The organism is Desulfitobacterium sp. (genome assembly GCF_035539115.1).
In the GTDB taxonomy this organism is placed as follows: Bacteria; Bacillota; Desulfitobacteriia; order Desulfitobacteriales; family Desulfitobacteriaceae; genus Desulfitobacterium_A.
In genome coordinates, this window is record NZ_DATLJA010000020.1 from 34,787 (window position 1) to 55,085 (window position 20,299).

General features: G+C 47.6%; 17 protein-coding genes. All 17 read left to right on the forward strand.

The window, feature by feature from the left end; translation table 11 throughout:
* Nucleotides 1-2 precede the first annotated feature (2 nt).
* The 17 genes from VM640_RS03485 to ftsZ all read left to right on the forward strand — a co-directional run bounded on the left by VM640_RS03485 (nucleotide 3) and on the right by ftsZ (nucleotide 20,260).
* The gene (locus tag VM640_RS03485) at nucleotides 3-1,430 is read left to right on the forward strand and encodes a sigma-54-dependent transcriptional regulator (protein WP_325389969.1); all 1,428 of its coding nucleotides are present in this window, start codon (nucleotides 3-5) and stop codon (nucleotides 1,428-1,430) included.
* A 317-nt stretch (nucleotides 1,431-1,747) separates the two neighbouring features.
* A complete protein-coding gene (mraZ, locus tag VM640_RS03490) occupies nucleotides 1,748-2,179 on the forward strand; it encodes a division/cell wall cluster transcriptional repressor MraZ (RefSeq protein ID WP_325389971.1) in 432 nt (143 codons plus the stop codon).
* A 17-nt stretch (nucleotides 2,180-2,196) separates the two neighbouring features.
* Nucleotides 2,197-3,129: a 16S rRNA (cytosine(1402)-N(4))-methyltransferase RsmH gene (rsmH, locus tag VM640_RS03495; protein WP_325389973.1), complete on the forward strand. Its 933-nt coding sequence runs from the start codon at nucleotides 2,197-2,199 to the stop codon at nucleotides 3,127-3,129.
* A 30-nt stretch (nucleotides 3,130-3,159) separates the two neighbouring features.
* Complete coding sequence (locus VM640_RS03500; protein WP_325389975.1) at nucleotides 3,160-3,639, forward strand: septum formation initiator; 480 nt, start codon at nucleotides 3,160-3,162, stop codon at nucleotides 3,637-3,639.
* 53 nt (nucleotides 3,640-3,692) lie between these two features.
* The gene (locus VM640_RS03505; RefSeq protein WP_325389977.1) at nucleotides 3,693-5,732 is read left to right on the forward strand and encodes a penicillin-binding transpeptidase domain-containing protein; all 2,040 of its coding nucleotides are present in this window, start codon (nucleotides 3,693-3,695) and stop codon (nucleotides 5,730-5,732) included.
* A gap of 509 nt (nucleotides 5,733-6,241) precedes the next feature.
* A complete protein-coding gene (locus VM640_RS03510; RefSeq protein ID WP_325390059.1) occupies nucleotides 6,242-7,732 on the forward strand; it encodes a UDP-N-acetylmuramoyl-L-alanyl-D-glutamate--2,6-diaminopimelate ligase in 1,491 nt (496 codons plus the stop codon).
* On the forward strand, nucleotides 7,719-9,125 hold the full coding sequence (locus tag VM640_RS03515; protein ID WP_325389979.1) for a UDP-N-acetylmuramoyl-tripeptide--D-alanyl-D-alanine ligase: 1,407 nt from the start codon (nucleotides 7,719-7,721) through the stop codon (nucleotides 9,123-9,125). Before VM640_RS03510 ends, VM640_RS03515 begins: the two co-directional genes overlap by 14 nt.
* 83 nt (nucleotides 9,126-9,208) lie before the next feature.
* The gene (gene mraY, locus VM640_RS03520; RefSeq protein WP_325389981.1) at nucleotides 9,209-10,216 is read left to right on the forward strand and encodes a phospho-N-acetylmuramoyl-pentapeptide-transferase; all 1,008 of its coding nucleotides are present in this window, start codon (nucleotides 9,209-9,211) and stop codon (nucleotides 10,214-10,216) included.
* Between the two features lie 562 nt (nucleotides 10,217-10,778).
* A complete protein-coding gene (gene murD / locus VM640_RS03525) occupies nucleotides 10,779-12,149 on the forward strand; it encodes a UDP-N-acetylmuramoyl-L-alanine--D-glutamate ligase (RefSeq protein ID WP_325389983.1) in 1,371 nt (456 codons plus the stop codon).
* A gap of 20 nt (nucleotides 12,150-12,169) precedes the next feature.
* Complete coding sequence (gene spoVE / locus VM640_RS03530) at nucleotides 12,170-13,264, forward strand: stage V sporulation protein E (protein ID WP_325389985.1); 1,095 nt, start codon at nucleotides 12,170-12,172, stop codon at nucleotides 13,262-13,264.
* 371 nt (nucleotides 13,265-13,635) lie between these two features.
* Nucleotides 13,636-14,745, forward strand: a complete 1,110-nt coding sequence (murG, locus tag VM640_RS03535; RefSeq protein ID WP_325389987.1) for an undecaprenyldiphospho-muramoylpentapeptide beta-N-acetylglucosaminyltransferase — start codon at nucleotides 13,636-13,638, stop codon at nucleotides 14,743-14,745.
* A gap of 78 nt (nucleotides 14,746-14,823) precedes the next feature.
* Nucleotides 14,824-15,636, forward strand: coding sequence for a hypothetical protein (locus tag VM640_RS03540; RefSeq protein ID WP_325389989.1), 813 nt, complete (start codon nucleotides 14,824-14,826; stop codon nucleotides 15,634-15,636).
* Complete coding sequence (murB, locus tag VM640_RS03545) at nucleotides 15,551-16,429, forward strand: UDP-N-acetylmuramate dehydrogenase (protein ID WP_325389991.1); 879 nt, start codon at nucleotides 15,551-15,553, stop codon at nucleotides 16,427-16,429. Before VM640_RS03540 ends, murB begins: the two co-directional genes overlap by 86 nt.
* A 30-nt stretch (nucleotides 16,430-16,459) precedes the next feature.
* Entirely contained in the window at nucleotides 16,460-17,719 is a 1,260-nt protein-coding gene (gene murA, locus VM640_RS03550; RefSeq protein ID WP_325389993.1) for a UDP-N-acetylglucosamine 1-carboxyvinyltransferase, read from the forward strand.
* Between the two features lie 62 nt (nucleotides 17,720-17,781).
* Nucleotides 17,782-18,507, forward strand: coding sequence for a cell division protein FtsQ/DivIB (locus VM640_RS03555; RefSeq protein WP_325389995.1), 726 nt, complete (start codon nucleotides 17,782-17,784; stop codon nucleotides 18,505-18,507).
* A 17-nt stretch (nucleotides 18,508-18,524) separates the two neighbouring features.
* Entirely contained in the window at nucleotides 18,525-18,854 is a 330-nt protein-coding gene (locus VM640_RS03560) for a small basic family protein (RefSeq protein ID WP_325389997.1), read from the forward strand.
* A 338-nt stretch (nucleotides 18,855-19,192) separates the two neighbouring features.
* On the forward strand, nucleotides 19,193-20,260 hold the full coding sequence (ftsZ, locus tag VM640_RS03565) for a cell division protein FtsZ (protein WP_325389999.1): 1,068 nt from the start codon (nucleotides 19,193-19,195) through the stop codon (nucleotides 20,258-20,260).
* Nucleotides 20,261-20,299: the final 39 nt, after the last annotated feature.

Below are 20,299 nucleotides of genomic sequence, written 5' to 3' on the forward strand. Positions count from 1 at the left end.
CAATGAAGTATCATTATAAGGTTCTAATTCTTGATGATGAAGAAGGTTTCCGAGAGATTATTGTTCAACGACTGAGCCGTCGTGGATATGAAGTTCTGGAAGCAGGCACGGCTCAGGAAGGAATGGCTTTACTCCAAGAAAGCTTTTTTGATGTTGTTTTGCTCGATCTACGGTTACCCGATGGGGATGGACTTTTACTTCTCCCTCAAATAAAGCAGCGCCAGCCAGACCTACAAGTGGTAATGCTCACTGGGCACGGAACCGTGGAATCAGCTATTGAGGCTATGAAAACAGGGGCTTACGATTATCTCATGAAGCCTTGTAATCTGTCTGAGTTGGAAATCACAATCCAGAAGGCTTTAGAACAGCGCAAACTGATGATCGAAAATACGGGTTTAAGGCAAGTGGTCAATCGGCAGAATCATGAGCCTCAGATAATCGGTGAAAGTGAATTGCTCCGTTCTTTGAAGGAATTGACCCGAAAAATGGCACAGGCGGATACTCCAGTTTTGATTCAGGGAGAGAGCGGTACTGGCAAGGAATTATTCGCTCGTGCTTTGCATGTTTGGAGCCCACGAAGTGCCCGGGCTTATATTCCTTTGAATTCCGGGGCGATTCCGGAAGCGTTAATGGAAAGCGAACTTTTTGGGTATGAAAAAGGAGCTTTTACTGGGGCAAACGCAACTAAACTGGGGTTAGTCGAGATGGCTGATCGGGGAACCCTTTTCCTTGATGAAATCGGGGAAATGCCTTTTTCTCTCCAAATTAAGCTCTTGCGTTTTTTAGAAACTGGAGAATTCCGTAGAGTTGGGGATACTCGATTACGCCGGGTGCAGGTGCGAATTATCACTGCAACGAATCGTGATCTTAAACAGGAAGCAGAACAAGGACGTTTTCGACAGGATCTCTTTTATCGTTTAAATGGGCTGACCCTGAGCTTGCCTCCATTAAGAGAACGGAAGGATGATATTATTCCGTTAGCCCAGTATTTTTTAGACTCCAATCGAAAAAGGGAGTTAAGTCAAGGCGTTTTGCTCTCAGAAGAGGGAAAACAGGCCCTCCTCCATTATGATTTCCCGGGAAATGTTAGAGAGCTGGCCCATTTAATCGAACGGGCGATGATTCTCGCTGAGGGTTTCGAGATTCATCCGGAAGATTTTTGGCCAGAGCAGGTTCTGACTCGGAAACGTGATTTAAAGCCATGGAAAGAGAACGGTGATCTAAGAGAAGAGAATATTACAGAGGAGATAAGAATCGGTGAAAAGGAGAAGCAAAGTATTCCTACTCCAACCCTTGCTGATGTGGAGCGGGCGTATATTTTACAAATCTTGAGAAAAGTAAATGGAAATCGGACTCAGGCTGCTAGGCTACTTGGAATTAGTGTCAGAAATCTTTACCGTAAAATTGAAGAATTTGGAGAAGTGAACTGAACCCCATTTAACAGACATTATTTAAAAGCCTATCATATAATATCTTTAATTTAAGCAAACTGGCATCGCTTTTCAAGCGGTGTCAGTTTTGTTATAAATTCACGTTCATGATTATAGATACACTTTGATTTAAGAATTCTAAAGAAAATCTGCTAGGAGAGGGATCGAGTGTACTCTTGGGACTAGGACTTTCTTCCTAAATCTTAATTTTTTATGAAAAAATAAAACAAGTTTGCAGGAGAATTCCTCTGAATGGAGAAATAGTGGGTTAAAGTGGAGCAAAGTGGGGCAAAAAGTTATCATTGTGGGGTGACAGTATGTTCATGGGGGAATACCTCCATACAATTGATGGGAAAGGCCGACTGATTGTTCCGGCTAAATTCCGCGAAGCCTTGGGCGAGAAATTTATCGCCACCAAAGGCTTAGATCACTGTCTATTCATTTACCCTGCTGAGGAGTGGCAAGCCCTTGAACAGAAACTTCATGATTTACCTTTTACCCAGCCTGATGTCAGGGCTTTTGTCCGATTCTTTTTTTCCGGGGCGACCGAATGTGAAGTGGATAAGCAGGGAAGAATTCTGCTACCCGCGAATCTGCGCGAATATGCCCAATTGGAAAAAGATGTGGTTCTCGTTGGGGTCTCGTCCCGAGTTGAGATTTGGAGTCAAGCGCTTTGGACAGACTATAGCCAGCAGGCCGAGGATGCTTACACTACTGCGGCAGAGTCCTTGGTTAACCTAGGAATTTAAAGAAGGGGACGAAGGTCTTGGAATTTCAACATGTCACCGTTTTACTCAAGGAAACAGTTGAAGGGATTTTTAAGGACCCCTCTGGAGTTTACGTCGATTGTACGTTGGGCGGAGCAGGGCATACACGCTTATTGTTATCAAAGATGTCAGCAGAAGGAAAAGTGATTGGCTTTGATCAGGATCCGAAAGCGATTGCTAGCGCCCAGGAAGACTTTCACAATGATAATCGTTTGATTTTAGTCAAGCAAAATTTTGAACAACTGCAGGCGAGTTTAGAATCTCTCCGGCTTTTACCGGTGCAAGGCATATATTTCGATTTAGGTGTTTCTTCTCCGCAATTGGATGAAGCGGAACGAGGTTTTAGTTATATGCAGGATGCCGAGCTCGATATGAGGATGAATCCCCAAAACCCCTGGACAGCTAAACGACTTGTCAATGAATGGAGTGCTGGACAGCTCGCCGAGGCCCTCTGGAAATATGGGGAAGAAAAGTGGTCAAAACGAATAGCTGAGTTTATCGTTAAGGCTAGAGATCAGAAGGAAATCATAACCACCAGAGAACTGGTGGAGATTATCAAAAACGCTATTCCGGCCGCTGCCCGGAGAGAAGGACCTCATCCCGCGAAGCGGACCTTTCAAGCCTTACGAATTGCGGTGAATGATGAGCTTGGGGTTTTGGCAAGAGCACTTGATCAAGTCATTGCTTGTTTAGCTCCGGGTGGCCGAGTTGGGGTGATTACCTTTCACTCCCTGGAAGACCGAATTGTCAAAGAAAAAATGAATTCCTGGCGAGGACGTTGTACTTGCCCGCCAAATTTTCCGGTTTGTCTGTGTGGGGCTAAACCTGTAGCCAAAGTTATCACACGAAAACCGATTTTACCCTCAGCAGAAGAAATCGAGGAGAATCCTCGTTCGAGAAGTGCGAAACTCAGAATTGCCGAAAAACTTTAGCGGTCTAAAGCGAAAGGAGGAAGAATACCTTTGGTAGTAGCGCAGGGAAAATTGGAATGGCAGCAGCCCTTAGATGAATTACCCCGCCCGAAAAAGCAAGCTATCTCTCGAAAGAGCAAACCCTCTCATTGGAAGAGTGTTCTGGTCTTGGGTCTGACCGTTTCCGTGGCAGCGGCTCTCGCCGTGGAAACGATTAACCTGACGGTCGTTAAAGGTGCACAAATTCGAGTCGTGGAGAAAGAAATTACCTCTCTCAAGTCAAACAATGACCTACTCCAGGTTAAAGTAGATAAGTTGCGTTCGGTGAACCGAATTGAGAGTGAGGCCCTCGCGATGGGGATGGAAAAACCCGCGGGTACAGTATATATGGCTGGAACATTACCTGTCGCCAAGAGCCAAACGGGTACCGTGCCGACTCAAACTGCCTCGCAGCCAGTAACGGAACAACCTTCAGTCTTGAAGCAAATTTCTCAAAAATTTACAAGCTTTTTTGCTTCTACTCAGCGCTAAAAAAGGCGGTTTGAAGTACGGTGACGCCCCGAGAAAATAGGGGGGTGGGGACGGTGAGTCCTTATGTTGTCATGCGTAAACGAATCGCCTTTCTTTTTTTATGCGTTAGCGCTTTCTTGGTTGTGCTTATTATCCGGTTAGGTTATGTGCAGTTGGCCCAAGGCATGCAGCTCTCACAAAAGGCGGAAGATACGCATTTTCGAGGCGTTCCCGTGGCACCGAAGCGTGGCAATATCGAAGATCGAAATGGGAATGTGCTCGCAATGAGTGTGAGCACTGAGACGGTTTATGCTTTACCGGCAGAAGTGAGAGCCTCCGGAAAAGTGGCCGAGATCGCCCAAAAGCTTTCCAAGCTTCTCCAAATGCCGGTTACGGAGGTTCAGGATCGGATTACGAAACGTTCAGCCTTAGAATATATCAAAAAAAAGGTGACTCCGGAAGTGACAGCCCAAATCAGAGACATGGATTTACCTGGAATTGGCGTAACCGAAGATAGTCAGCGTTACTATCCCAATGGTACGCTAGCCTCTCATATTATTGGGTTTGCGGGGATTGACAATCAAGGGCTTGAAGGAATAGAGTTGACAAGGGATGCCCAAATGAAAGGAATGCCGGGGGCCGTTTTATCTGAATTCGCAGCGAATGGAATCCCTTTACCCGAAGCCCAGCAGATGTATTTAGAGCCTAAACAAGGGAACACGATTCGCTTAACGATCGATAAAAATATTCAAGCCTTTGCGGAACGAGAACTTCAAAAGCTTATGTCGGGTCAAGGAGCGAATATGAATGGTCAAGTTCCTAAAAGTGCTTCAATTCTGGTGATGGACCCGAACACTGGAGAAATGTTGGCCTTGGCAACCGCGCCGACCTTCGATCCGAATAAATATCAGGAATTTGATGCCAGTGCGCGACGAAATATTGCGATTCAAAACGGCTATGAACCAGGTTCAACCTTCAAAGTTATTACACTGGCGGCGGCCTTGGAAGAGAAGAAAATAAGCCCGACGGAGCACTTTTTCGATCCTGGCTTCTATACGGTACTGGGCAAGAATGTACGGTGCTGGAAGGCCGGAGGTCATGGTGATCAGACCTTTATGCAAGTTGCCGAGAACTCGTGTAACCCCGGTTTTATTGAAATGGGGCAACGCCTGGGTATGGATAAGTTTTATAAATATTTGACTGCTTTTGGTTTTGGCCAAAAGACAGGGATAGAGATGTCCGGTGAAGCGGTCGGGATTTTGGCCAATAAGAAGAAGGCAACGGCCTTGGATCTTGCGACTATGTCCATTGGGCAAACCAACAATGTTACGGCGATTCAACTGCTGACTGCAGTTTCGGCTGTTGCGAATGGTGGAGTGTTAATGAAACCACAACTCGTCAAAGAAATTGTGGGGCCGAGTGCTAATGTCGTAGAGCCGTTTGAAAAACAGGAAGTTCGTCGCGTGATCAGCGAAGACACCTCGAAAATTGAACGTGAACTTCTCGAAGCAGTAGTAACGAATGGGACCGGACGTCGAGCATTCTTGCCCGGTTATCGAGTTGCCGGAAAAACCGGGACCGCCCAAAAAGTGGTGAATGGAGCGTATATTCAAGGGGATTATGTTGCCTCTTTTGTAAGCTTTGCTCCGGCAAATAACCCTAAATTAGCTATTCTTGCGGTGATCGACGGGGTGCCTTTTTTTGGAGGTGCCGTGGCTGGGCCACCTGTGCAAGCAGTGATGCTGGATTCTTTGAAGTATTTAGGGGTCAAACCTGATCTTAATGCTCCCTTGACGCCGAGTAAGCCGATGCCAGGTCTAGAATTTCCGCCAATAAAAAAGGCAGCGACCATTCCTTCCGTTCTGGGTTTGCCTCTTGGAGAGGCGCAAAAAGTATTGACCCAAGCCGGGTTTAAGGTCATGACAGAGGGACAAGGGCAAAATATATTAGATCAAGTTCCAACTGCTGATGCCAAGGTCGAAGCGGGTTCAACTGTGCTTCTCTATTTAGGGAACGAGGCTGGTACTCCTACGATGGGGCAATGGTGGGAAGATCAGGATGAGGATTTTGAAGCGATTAAGGCGATGCAGGGGCGGACGCCGCTGAAGCCATAAATGCGGATAGAAATACCTAAAGAGATGCCTATAGTGATGCTTTCACTACAGGCTCTCACTCTGGTGTCTTCGTTGGCTACTTCGCTTGCCTCCTTGCGCCGGGGCAAACCCTTCTGCTTTCTGGTCGTGTGTTTAGCCCGATTGACCTTGGCCGGTCAGTCGCACTTGTTTCCATGGCACACACGACACTAGGAACGTCCTGTTCCGTCGCAAGCTCGCCGCTCCTTCGCATCCTTACGATCGCGGCATCAGGCCCTCCATGGCCAAGTGCGCGGCCCTTACTCGCTTCGGAGTCTACGCTTGCTTAACGCCACTCCAACGAATCTTTGAGCTCTCAACTTGGATCAAAAGTAACGCTTAAGGGTTTTCAGTTTGTATCATGAGAATTATACTGTAATGGGGTTTACCAGGCATCTATAGCGAACAAATATAGCTTAGGGGCTGTGAAAATAAAATAGATCGAAGTCTGCTCGGAATTTGAACTGTCTATACTAGAATAGAAAGGTGTGATGAGGGTGCCAATGGTGAGTAAAAAACTTGCGAATATTCTTGATGAAATTAAGGTACTGGCTTCCTCTGGAGATATTAAAGTAGAGATTCACGGAATGACGATGGATTCCCGACAGGTCCAGTCGGGGGATCTTTATGCATGCGTTCCGGGAGCGAATGTGGATGGGCATGATTTCGCAGCTCAGGTTATCGAAAAAGGAGCTGCAGCGCTTTTAGTAGAGCGCTTGTTACCGTTTGAGGTCCCCCAGATTCAGGTTGAACATGTTCGCGATGTACTTGGGAAAATTGCCGCAAACCTGTATGATCATCCGAGCAGTAAGTTAGAAATGGTCGGAGTAACGGGAACGAATGGGAAAACGACGATTACCTATCTTGTGGAACAAATTATGAAAAGGCAAGGGAAAAAAGTGGGCCTTATTGGTACGCTCGGGGCACGGGTCGCGGGAAGAAAAATTCCGGGCAGCCGGACTACGCCAGAAGCGATTGATTTACAAAAGCTACTAGCGACGATGGTTGGCGAGGACGCCGATTTAGCAGTGATGGAAGTTTCTTCTCACGCTTTGGATTTAGGGCGTGTTCAGGGATGCGAATTTGACGCCGGAATTTTCACGAATCTAACACAAGATCACTTAGATTATCATAAGACTATGGAGGGGTATTTACAGGCGAAGGCTCGTCTTTTTAAGGAATTAAAAGGTCCTAAACAACCGAAGATTGGGATTATCAACGGGGACGATCCCGCCGCCAAAACTCTTTGCGAAGTTTCAGCTGCTCCGACAATAACGTATGGGGTTCGGGCTAAAGAGTTGGATTATAGGGCTGAAAATATTCAATTGTCAGCACATGGAATTCAGATGACCGTGCGTTTTCAAGGCAAGTTACAAGAGGTTCATTATTCAACTCCAGGCATGTTTAGCGTTTACAATGCGCTTGCAGCATTTACCTGGGCAATAGAACGAGGATGTGATCCCCAGCTTGCGGCCGATGCCTTGGCGGAAGTCCAGGGTGTACCCGGCCGGTTTGAAAGTGTGCGTAAGGGGCAGCCGTTCCCGGTTATTGTTGATTACGCGCATACTCCGGATGGGCTGGAAAACGTATTAAAGACGGCTCGCGAATTTACCCAAGGCCAGTTGATCACGGTCTTCGGGTGTGGGGGTGACCGAGATAAGGGGAAACGGCCGAAAATGGGCGAAATTTCTGCACGGTTGAGTGATTTCGTGATCGTGACTTCAGATAATCCACGAACCGAAGAACCTGAGCAGATCATTAAGGATATTCTGGTTGGAATATCTGGAGTGGAATATACGGTCATGGTTAATCGCCGGGAGGCCATCATGGCGGCCTGTCGAATTGCCAAACCTGGAGACACTGTGTTAATTGCTGGCAAAGGGCATGAAGACTATCAGATCATTGGAAAAGAAACGTTTCCTTTTGATGATCGGGAAGTAGCCAAAGAAGCCTTAAGGGGGCTTGGCTATGTGGAAAAGTAAACGTATTGCCGAAATTTTAAAGACGGAATGTAACGGAGATCCGCAAGTTCCGGTTTTCGGATGTGTCATCGATAGCCGGCAAACGCGAGGAGGGGAAGCTTTCTTTGCACTCGTGGGAGAGAAAGTAGACGGACATGATTATATCGAAGTCGCTTGGGAAAACGGAGCTAATCTCGTAATCGCGGAAAAAGCCAGGATGAAGGAACAGCCGAATTTGCATGTGCCTGAAGGCAAGGCGTTCATCCTCGTGGAATCCGGTCTAAACGCTATGCAGGAATTAGCCAAAGTATGGCGCCAGGAATTAGGGGCTAAGGTTGTTGGGATTACGGGGAGTAATGGCAAGACGACAACTAAAGATATGGTTGCGGCCGTCCTCGCCCAAAAATACCAAGTGCATAAGAATAAGGAAAATCAAAATAACGAATTCGGCGTGCCGATGACGTTACTCAATGCACCAGCGACTACGGAAATTCTCGTGGTTGAAATGGGTATGCGTGGGTTGGGACAGATACGGGCACTTTGCGATTTCGTTCGACCCGATACGGGTGTAATTACGAATATTGGGACTACCCATATGGAACTTCTTGGCTCCCAGGAGAATATTGCGAAGGCTAAGTGGGAGTTGATCGAAGCGCTCCCAGTCGAGGGAACGGCAGTTCTCAATGGCGAGGATTTCTGGAGCGTCAAGATGGCAGAAACAGATCCACATCTTCAGATATATTATGGCATTGAGGGGAAGTACCATCAGCCGAATCTTCAAGGGATGAATCTCGTGCCAACGGGAACCTTGGGAACCCAGTTCGAGATTGTAACTCAGTCAGAGCATGGTTTTGCGGATCTCCCTTTGCCCGGTGAACACAATGTTTTAGATGCTCTCTCCGCTCTGGCGGTCGGAGAAATTTATGGAATCTCAATGGAGGAGGGTTGCCGCGGCCTAGCGGAGCTGGAGCTTTCGAAAATGCGTCTGGAATTACATCCGGGTATCCGCGAAAGTAGGCTTCTCAGCGATGTTTACAATGCCAACCCAACTTCAATGCAGGCCTCGCTCAAGGTTTTGAGTGAAAGATCAAGTCAGGCTACGCTGGCTATTTTGGGTGAAATGTACGAACTTGGGGAAGCGAGTGCTAGTGGGCATTATGCTGTCGGTCAATCTGTTGCCCAGCTCGGAATCACGGAACTCATTACCGTTGGGTGCTTAGCTGAAGAGATTGCCCGAGGGGCCTTGGAATCTGGTATGCCGCAAGTTAGAGTGCATGTCTGTCCGGATCGAGATAGAGCGATTTCCCAAGCAAAAATGCTGCTCAACTCACTTGGGGATGAAACCTGGGTTCTGATTAAGGCTTCTCGAGGAATGAAAATGGAAAAGATTACAGAGGCTCTACAGATATCCTAATCCACCTAAAATGTAGTAAAATCGGTAATAGAAAACTCGAGTCCTAAGAAGTTTGAGTTCGGAGAAAAGGAAGGAATCGATTCATGTCAGAACGTTTACTCATGGCCGGGGGAATAGCGATTATCATTAGTTTGATTCTGGGCCCCTTTCTGATCCCTTTATTACACACCCTTAAGTTTGGGCAGAACATCCGGGAGGATGGACCCCGGAGTCACTTGAAAAAGGCGGGAACCCCAACCATGGGCGGAATCATTTTCTTGGTGGGGATTGTGGCGGCAGCGTTATTGAGTGCAGAACAACCCACTTCTTTAGAGATGGTTACTGTTGTAGGGGCGATGCTAGGTTTTGGACTCATTGGATTTATTGATGATTTTATTAAGGTTGTGATGCATCGTTCGTTGGGTTTGAGAGCTTATCAAAAATTAATCGGCCAGCTTGTCTTAGCCCTTATCCTGACCTGGGTGGCTGTGCGTTTACTGGGCCGTGGAACCGATCTTGTCATTCCGTTCACGTCTGTTCATCTTGAGTCAGGATGGTTTTATTATCCCTTCGTGGCTTTCATCATTGTGGGAATTACGAATGCCGTGAATCTAACAGATGGGTTAGATGGTTTGGCTGCTGGGACTACGTTTATCACTTCGCTTAGTTATATGCTGATTGCTTTGCTTGGGGCAACTCAAGGTGGAGGAGTCGCCATATTGGCGTATGAGTCAGATTTAGCCGTGTTTGCGGCATCTTTAGCGGGTGGCTGTCTTGGATTCCTGAGGTTTAATAAGTATCCGGCACGGGTTTTCATGGGAGATACCGGCTCTTTGGCTTTGGGTGGAGCTTTGGTTGGTTTAGCTGTCCTTACGAAGACGGAACTCGTACTTCTGCTTCTGGGGGGAGTTTATGTTATTGAGGCCTTTTCAGTTATTATTCAAGTGATCTCTTTCAAGACGACAGGAAAACGGATTTTCAAGATGAGTCCCATTCACCATCATTTTGAACTGTCAGGATGGAATGAACGGAAAGTTGTTCTGACGTTTTGGACTGCGGCGCTTATTTTTGGATTGCTTGGGATTATTTCGTTTTTACCTTCTTTAGGGTAGATATTCATGCCACTAAGCAGCACTATCAGAGGACGATTCTGGGTGGTGTAGCTTCTCGCCCATCCGGACCTTCGGGCGTGAGTCTCCATCGGAGACTCACGTACTTAACCGCTCCTGGGCTGGCACATTCGCTTCCGTGGGAGCTCTGCCAAACCCTTCTGCTTTCTGCATGTGCGTCCTCCTGTGCATTCCGAACAGTCCAGTGAACTGTTCGCCCGAAGGTTGCACCCGCGACATCAGGCCCGTAAGCCGTGGTAAGGCTTACGCACTTGTTTGGCCAAGTCAACTGGCGCCGCTAAGCTAAAGCGCGAAACCCCTTCACGGGCTTTCGTCCACGGAAGCATCGTGCGGCATAGTGCCCCTCCGCGAAATCGTTCACTTCTGTGCAATATAGGAGACTCGGCTTAGAGGTGAGGTACGAAACTCAAGCCCTAGTCGACTTATCCTCGAAGGGGAGAAGCTACACTTTTGGGTCTCTTTTAGTCATTTTTAAGGTTTTAGAGTAGTAGATGCTTTTGCAATATCGAATGAATAGAGAAGAAATTTATAGAAGGTGATCCGTGTGAATTTAAAAAATAAAAAAGTTTTAGTTGTAGGTGCTGGCCGAAGTGGATTGGCGGCTGTGAAAAAGTTGTTGGAGCTGGACTCGAACGTTATTTTGACGGATAAGCAGGATTATGGAAAGTTAGAGGGGTTATCTGAATTAGGCCTTGTCCCAAGTCAACTTGTTTTGGGTCGGATTCCTGAATGGGAAGAAGTCCAAGCGGAACTGATTGTGCTTTCACCGGGGGTTTCGCCAAAGCTTCCATTTATCCAAGCAGGAATCGCACTCGGGGTACCGGTGTGGAGCGAGGTCGAACTCGCGTTGCGGGATAATCCGGCGAAGAAAGTGGGAATTACGGGAACGAACGGGAAAACAACGACGACCACTTTGATTGGGGAGTTAGCCAAGGAAACGGGACGACCCGCTGTTGTCGCAGGAAATATTGGGGTGGCTTTAAGTGGACATGCCGATAAGCTGTCCGAGAAGGGTATTATCGTGGCTGAGCTTTCTAGTTTCCAGCTTGAACTGATAGACGAGCTGCGGTTAAATATAGCGATCCTGTTGAATATCACACCTGATCATTTGGATCGACACGCTACAATCGAGAATTATTTGGCAGCAAAGGCTCGCATTTTTGAGAATCAGACCTCAGAAGATTTAGCCATCTTAAACTGGGATGATCCGGCAGTTCGGGCTCTAGGTCCAAGTCTTAAGGCTAGGGTTCTGTATTTTAGTCCGTCGACTTACCTGAAGGAAGGAATCAGCCTTCGAGGCGAAGATGTTGTCTATTCTGAAAACGGGAAGGTTACGCGGGTTCTCGACCGGAAAGAATTGCAGATCCGCGGTAGTCATAACTTAGAAAATGTGATGGCTTCGATCGGAGCAGCTCGCGAACTCGGTTTAAGTTTTTCGGAAATTGCTGAAGGGCTTCGGCAATTCAAGGGAGTCGAACATCGTCAGGAGATTGTGGGCACGTTCGATGGAATTTTATATATCAATGATTCTAAAGGAACAAATCCAGATGCAGCAGAAAAGGCCTTGTATGCTTTTGCCGAACAGCCCATCGTCTTGATTGCCGGCGGGAAAAATAAAGGTCTCGATTTTCACGATTTTATGAAAATCGTGAAAGAACGCGTGAAAAGCGTTGTTATTTTAGGTATGGCGGCTGATGAAATGGAGCAAGCGGCTAAGGAGGTGGGGGTCCCCCGAATTGTTCGAGCAGGAAGTTTCGAGGAAGGGGTCAAGCTTGCAACCGCCGAGGCTGTTGCCGGAGATGTTGTCCTTCTTTCTCCAGCTTGTACAAGTTGGGATATGTTTAAGAGTTATGAAGAAAGAGGGGAATTCTTTAAGGAGTTAGTGCGTAGGCATTATAGGGAACCCATCTCATAAGTCAAAGGGGGAACTTGAAAATGCCGAGACGCCACCGACCGGATTGGATCTTACTGGGCGCAATACTCGCGCTTCTCACTATTGGAATAGTGATGGTGTACAGCTCAAGCGCAGTTAAAGGATATATCCAGTATGATGATCCTTATCACTTCTTGAAGATGGAGGTGATATGGATTAGCCTCGGTCTGGCAGCAATGGCCGGGGCAATGCGGCTGGATTTGCAGCTTTTAAGGCGTTTCGCTAAACCGGCATTGATTCTGGCGATTGTGCTTCTGATTATGGTTAAGATCCCTGGAGTAGGACGTCGCGTCAATGGTGCTGACCGTTGGATTGGGCTAGGGCCGTTATCAATTCAGCCTTCGGAAGTGATCAAATTGGCGATGGTTTTGGTTGTGGCGCATCTTTTGGCCATTAATCCCTATAAAATAAAATCGTTTCGCAAAGGGCTCTTACCTATTTTAGGATTACTTGGCCTGGTTGCAGGATTGATTATGCTTCAACCGGATTTAGGGACGACTTTAGCTATCGCCGGGACAACGTTTTTCATGCTGATTGCAGCGGGAGCACGGGTTAGCCATTTGCTGGCCTTAGGCGGGTCGGGTTTAAGCTTAGTCGTTGCAGCGATCGCTGCTGCGCCCTATCGGATGCGACGAATCACGGCTTTTCTCGATCCCTGGGCAGATCCTTCAGGAAAAGGGTATCAGACGATTCAAGCGTTGTTGGCCTTAGGTCCGGGAGGGCTCTTTGGTTTAGGACTCGGGCAAAGCAAACAAAAGTTTCTCTACCTCCCGGAAAATCACACCGACTTTATTTTCGCGATGATCGGAGAGGAATTGGGATTCGTGGGGGCTTCGCTCGTCATTATTCTGTTCTTCCTGTTTGCTTGGCGAGGTTTCCGCGTGGCTATGGGAGCTCCAGATGCTTTTACAGGGCTTTTAGCGGTCGGGCTAACGGCGATGGTCAGCATTCAGGCGATGATTAACATGGGGGTTGTGAGCGGGGTTTTGCCTGTAACTGGGATCACGTTGCCGTTTTTAAGCTATGGGGGGACTTCGCTCGTCTTCACGATGCTTGGGGTCGGAGTGCTGCTTAATATTTCGCGGGAGTCACGCTAGTTTTTTTACAGGAGTAGGACAGCGGCACAGCTTTGGCCACGGTCGCTTGTGGCGCTCGCAGACCAAACTAGAGCTCAGAAGTCGGGCTCCGGCGGGATATCCGGCAAAATCGCCATCCTTGGCTCACTGCCGGCCATGCACGTCGTGTGCGCGGTCCCGCCTCCGCCCGACTTCTGAGCTAAGTTCGGTGATCTGCTCGCTTTAATACGCTCCCTTTGGCCAAAGCGGTGCCTGGGGTCAATGCTGAGAAATTGAACTTAAACGTAACTCGCTTCGAAGAACTACTGGAGCATAGCCCCATAAGCTAAAGTACCAGGAAAAAATCTAAAATGCCAAGATAATCATTAAGCGAATGAAAGGGGTTAGATCCCGTGCGTGTGATTGTGACCGGGGGAGGGACTGGAGGACATATTTATCCTGCCTTAGCGATTGCGAAGGGAATGTTGTCCGCTGACCCGAAAACTGAGATCCTTTACGTGGGCACAGATACAGGAATGGAAGCGAAGCTTGTTCCTGAGGCAGGTCTGAAGTTTGCCAGCGTGTTTGGACATGGGCTACCACGCAAGATCAGCGTGGAAACACTAAAGGTCGGAGTTAAAAGTGTTAAAGCACTTTGGCAAACCAAACAAATCCTGAAGAAATTTAAGCCTGACCTAGTCGTGGGAACAGGGGGATATGTATCTGGACCGGTTGTTTTAACGGCGGCCTTCTTTGGGATTCCTACTCTGCTTCATGAGCAAAATGCCCTGCCTGGTGTGACTAATAAAATCCTTGCTCGGTTTGTGCGTAAGGTTATGGTTACCTTCCCAGACAGTATTGCTTATTTTGGGAGCCAAAAGAAACTTGTCTTGACGGGTTTACCTGTTCGATCGGAAATCGGTCAGGTAAGCCGGCAGGAAGGGGCGGAGCGGCTTGGCTTAAGCCCTGAGTGTTTGACCTTGCTCATTACGGGCGGAAGCCGAGGGGCACGGAGCATTAACCAAGCCATGTTCAAGGTGCTCAAGGAGTTATCCTTACAGCCGAAAGTTCAAGTCGTTTGGGCCACCGGAAGCGCGACCTATCAGGAAACTCTAAAGGGATTGAAAGAGGCAGGGATCCAGTGGAAGAGAGACAATTGGAAGGTGCTTGAGTACCTGAACGATATGCCAGCAGCTTTAGCTTGTGCTGATCTCTGGATTGGGCGTGCGGGAGCAGCTTCACTTGCAGAATTGATGGTTGCAGGTAAACCCGCCATCCTTGTGCCTTATCCTTATGCGGCTGAAAATCATCAAGAATACAATGCTCGGGCGTTAGAACAAGCTGGAGCTGCGCGCGTCATTTTGGATAAAGAATTAACCGGGGATGCCCTCTGGCAAACGATTCGTGACTTAATGGGGCAATCGGGTAAGCTCCAAGAGATGGCTGTAAAAGCGAAGGGACTAGCTCAGCCTGATGCTTTAAGCAAAATCGTGAACATCTGTTTCGAAACAGGGTGGAAATAGAAGGAATCTGCTCCCGAATCACACCTTCTTGACGGTTGGCATAACATATGACAGTCAGAAGGAAGGGAGTGGATTGTCATGTGGCCGAAGCGGAAAATTCTCCTACTTACTCCGTACGGCGCAGAAGAAGGGCTGGGCTTTCAGGCTTTGCTTGATGCCCTGAAGATCGAAACGATCATCAGGGAAGTTTCTGCTGAAGAGCCGTTGGATTTAACGGGCCTGACAATTTCGAGCGTGGATGGGCAGGAAGAGGATCTCTCAGATTGCGGTCCAACAGAGATAGTATATTGGCCAGAGTTTGATTCTCAAAATAATTATCGACGGTGGGGAGAAAATCAGGGTCTGACCCAAGAGTCAGCTGCGGATTTTTTACATAGACTATGGGATCAAGACGTGGTCCTTCCGGTTTCTGAAGGCGCCCAGAAAGAGGGTCGGCCCTTGCTTTGGCAGGTATTAGCAGAAGCAGGCTACGAGCCTTCTGTCCTTTGGCCTGGGGCTGACAGTCATTGGCAGGCTGAACAGGGTCGGGGGCTGCATTGGGTGGTTCCTGAGACCTGGTTGAAGAAACTCTTCAAAGATGAGTCGGTAGGGAGAAAACCAAATTACAGGTTTCCAGAAGCCTACTGGGTGATCCGTGATGAATTCGTCGATTTTTACGCTGAACCGGGAAGTTTTCGGTATTTCGGAAGGCTTCATCGTTCTCCCCTGGGTGAAGGAGAGGAAATGATTTATCACGAGATCCTACAGGGTTTACAACTTGGGGTATCCTGGTGGGAAGTGAAGAAGAACATAAGGTGGAATGTGGATGTTGATGAATGGAATAGAGGGACGAATGGAGCAGAATGTTCCGTTGAAGACTCTAAGCACCTGGAAGATCGGTGGTTTAGCTGAGTGGGTCGTATGGCCAATAACGGTTTCCGAAATTGAGAAGCTTTGGCGATTTGCCCAAGATGAGCAAATCCTGATCCGTCTGATTGGGCGTGGCTCGAATCTTCTTTTTCCGGACGAAGGATTAAGAGGGATTACTATCGTCACAACCGCCTTAACGGGCGAGGTTTGGGGAAAATGTACTTTGCAGGCTGAGGCAGGTTGTTCCTTGGCCCGGGTAGCCCAAGAAGCAGGGGAACGGGGTCTTAGTGGCTTGGAGTTTGCTAGGGGGATTCCAGGAACGCTTGGTGGAGCGATTGCTATGAACGCTGGTGCACACGGTGAGGAAATCCAGAACGTGCTGCATACGGTAAAGGTCTTAACAGAGGATGGAAAGATCCAAACCTTTGCTAAAGAGAAGCTAACCTTTGGATACCGGGAATGTTCGCTGCAAGGAAAAGCCTGGATATTAGCAGCAGAACTCCAATTTAATACGGGGAAAAAAGAAAAGATCAAGGCGCAAATGGTTGAAAATCTTGCGAGACGCAAAGATGCTCAACCGCTAGAGCTACCCAATGCGGGTAGTGTATTTCGTAATCCTCCAGGAGATTCTGCCGGCAGGCTCATTGAACAAGCGGGGTGGAAAGGCAAGGGGGTAGGCGGAGCTCAAGTCTCGCCTAAACATGCTAATTTTATCGTGAATGTAGGAAATGCAACAGCAGCCGATGTTTTAGCATTAATTCAAGCGATTCAAAAGGACGTCTTTGAAAAATATGGGGTCGAACTCAGGACTGAGGTCCATTATTTAACTGTATAATTTGCATAACTGCTTAGAGGAGGTATTTCTATGACGATGGATCGCTACGTCATCACAGGAAAACAAAGGCTAGAAGGAAAGGTACGGACCAGTGGTGCAAAGAATTCTTCTTTACCTATATTGGCGGCGACCCTTCTTGCTCCCGGAAGATCTAATCTCATAGAAATCCCGCATCTGGCAGATATCGAACATATGATCAACGTTTTGGAATACCTCGGAGCGGAAGTAACGATTAAAAACGAAGGGCTGATTGTCGATTCCACAAATCTGAAACGCTGGGAAGTCGATGAGAGTCTGATGCGTCAGATGCGGGCCTCTAATTTGATCTTAGGACCGATGCTGGCTCGGAACGGCCGGGTTCGAATTTCACGCCCCGGAGGATGCGCGATTGGTTCCCGACCCATGGATCAGCATATTAAAGGACTTCAAGAACTGGGAGTTAGGGTCAAAGAAAAACATGGTTACATTGAGGCATGGGCAGATGAACTTAGAGGTACAGATGTTTATTTTGATGTGCCAAGTGTCGGAGCTACCGAAAATATAATGATGGCTGCTGTTCTGGCTAAGGGAACGACGTTGGTTCATAATGCAGCGCGTGAACCGGAAATAGTGGATTTGCAGAATTTCCTGAATAAGATGGGGGCGAAAGTCCGGGGAGCGGGTATGGATATTCTCCGGATTGATGGAGTCAGTCAACTGAAGCCCACTGAGCATACGGTGATTCCCGACCGGATTGAGGCTGGAACCCATATGGTTGCAGCAGTCATGACTTGTGGAGATATTGAAATCGAAAATGTAATCCCCGAGCATTTAGAGCCCGTAATTGCCAAGCTCCGCCAAATGGGTGCTGAAGTTCAAATCGGGGATGATACGGTTCGTGTCCGAAGTACGGGTAGAATTAAAGGAGTAGACTGCAAAACTATGCCTTATCCGGGATTTCCGACGGATATGCAGCCCCAGTTTATGGCTTTGTTGGCAATGGCCGAGGATACAAGCGTAATCACGGAGACGATCTTTGAAAATCGTTTTCAGCAGGTGGATGAATTGCGTCGCATGGGAGCGCAAATCACAATTGAAGGTCGTACAGCTGTCATTCGCGGGGTGCAAAGCTTAGAAGGAGCCTTTGTTGAGGCGACCGATTTAAGAGCAGGGGCAGCACTTTTCCTGGCTGCGCTGGCGGCGGAGGAAGCCACGGTCCTAGAAAAGGTTGAACATATTGATCGAGGCTATGAAAATCTCGAGCAAAAGTATCGTCTGCTTGGCGCTAAATTGAAACGAGTCAGTTCTTGAGCTAAGAAAAAGCATGACAGCCAAGGCTGGATTCTGTATACTTGGGACGAGGGGGAACATACATGGAACCTAAGAAAACGAGTGCGGCCTTTTTTTATCTCCCGACATTGGTTATCCTACTGGTAGTGGGCTTGACCTTCTTTCTTCGGTCCAGTTACTTCGTTATTCAAAATGTCAAAGTCGAGGGCTTACAGCAGATCCCTCAGGTCGAAATTGATCGCTTAACGAGTAGTGCCAAAGGGCAGAATCTAGTGTTCATGGATCGGGAGAGCTTAAGAAAAAAGGTTACCCTTCATCCTTTGGTTCAAAGCGTTCAATTTAAACGACAATTTCCACAGACTTTGGTCGTTCAAGTCACGGAACGTACCCCCGTTGCCTTGGTGGTCGTTCCCAAGGGTGTGGTTAAAGTCGATGATCATGGAATATTTTTGCAGAGAAGCGAAGGCTGGCCGAATAATAGTTATCCTGTAATTAACGGTGTCACCATACCGGATACGGCGGGTCCCGGCCAAGAACTTAAGCTTCCAGGTTTGGATGCAGCACTTCTCCTTTTACGAGAAGCACCTAAAGAACTCTTGCCTATGATTGGGGAGCTTTATGTCAACCCTATTCAGCAGATTACAATTTATTTGACCAGTGGAGTTGAAGTGCGGTTAGGACAAGCTCAAGACTGGAAAGATAAATTAGAAGGGCTTTACCAACTCTTAAATGACACAGGCTATAAATCCTTTGAAAAAGGGGTAAGGTATATTGATTTCACCGCGGCCAAGCCCGTTATCGGTCGTTAATGAGGAGGATTATTTAAATGTGGTTGCCAATATTGGGTTTGTTGCTCGGTTTAGGGATTGGCTGGTTTAGCCCCTTTACCGTTCCTGTGGAGTATGCAAAATATTTGTCGGTAGCGATTCTGGCCGCTTTGGATTCCGTTTTCGGCGGATTGCGAGCAGCTCAAGAAGAACATTTTGACTCAACCGTCTTTTTGACCGGCTTCTTCACCAATACCTTGCTCGCTTCGTTGTTGGCCTATATCGGAGATCGGATTGGCGTAGATCTTTATCTCGCCGCAGTTGTTGCTTTTGGAGTTCGTTTATTCAATAATCTTGCCATAATTAGGCGACATCTATTGAAGAAATAGTCTAAGTTAAATCTAAACTCATATTTTCCAATTATTTTACGGAAAAAGTTATTCGTGAAAAAAGGAATATTGGTCTTGTACCTAGAATCTGTAAGCAAGTTTGAAAATTTTCGATGTGCGATAAAGAAAACCCGGCTTTCGCCGAGCTTTGCGATAAAGAAGACTTGGCCAGCGCCAAAGCGATGGCCTTAGTCGCCTTATCCTGCCGGACTTAACTACTTGCATCGTAGGAAAGGAAAACCGCTGGTTGCACTTAGAGTTTATCTGCCAAAAATTTTTACTTTCTGTTAGTAAGATAAAGGATAAACAGCTGAAATTGCGAGGGGGAAAATAGCTAGATGCTTGAATTTGACATGGACTTTAACCAGTTCGCAGGGATAAAGGTCATCGGTGTTGGTGGTGGGGGAAACAATGCGGTCAATCGTATGATTACAGCCGGTTTAAAGGGTGTTGATTTTATATCTATTAACACGGATGCCCAGGCTTTAAACCTCTCGCGTGCCGGTCAAAAAGTACAGATCGGAACGAAGTTAACGAAGGGTTTAGGTGCAGGTGCGAATCCAGAAGTCGGGATGAAAGCGGCTGAGGAAAGTCGGGATGAACTTCTTGAAGCCCTGAAGGGTGTCGATATGGTATTCGTCACTGCAGGCATGGGAGGCGGTACAGGTACTGGAGCTGCTCCGATTGTCGCCGAAGTGGCGAAAGAACTTGGGGCGCTAACGGTAGGTGTGGTCACTCGTCCTTTTACCTTCGAGGGAAGGAAACGAGCGATGCAGGCTGAAAAAGGGATCGCTGAGCTGAAAAGCAAAGTCGACACCTTGATTACGATTCCGAATGATCGCTTGTTGCAAGTGGTGGACAAGAATACCACGATTCACGAAGCGTTTCGGATCGCAGATGATGTACTGCGACAAGGGGTTCAAGGGATTTCAGACTTAATTGCAGTACCAGGGCTAATTAACTTGGACTTTGCAGACGTGAAGACGATTATGAAGAACACGGGCTCAGCCTTAATGGGAATAGGACAAGCTACTGGTGAAAACCGGGCTGCAGATGCAGCACGTAAAGCGATATCGAGCCCACTTTTGGAAACCTCGATTGAAGGGGCGAAAGGAGTTCTCCTAAATATTACCGGCGGGCCAAATATGACCTTATTTGAGGTTAATGAAGCTTCGGAGATTATTGCTGAAGCAGCTGATCCAGATGCAAATATTATCTTCGGGGCCGTCATTGATGAAAGCTTGAAGGAAGAAGTCCGGGTCACGGTTATCGCTACAGGTTTTGACCAAGTTCAAAGTTCTTTGGGTAAAACCGGAACGGCTTCAGACTCGGTAATTCGGCCTGTCGCCGCAACTTCTGCTGCGGATGATTTGGATATTCCAGAGTTCTTACGCCGTCGTCGGTAAAGACGCCACGTATTGCCTATACTATAAGATTTCAAGGAG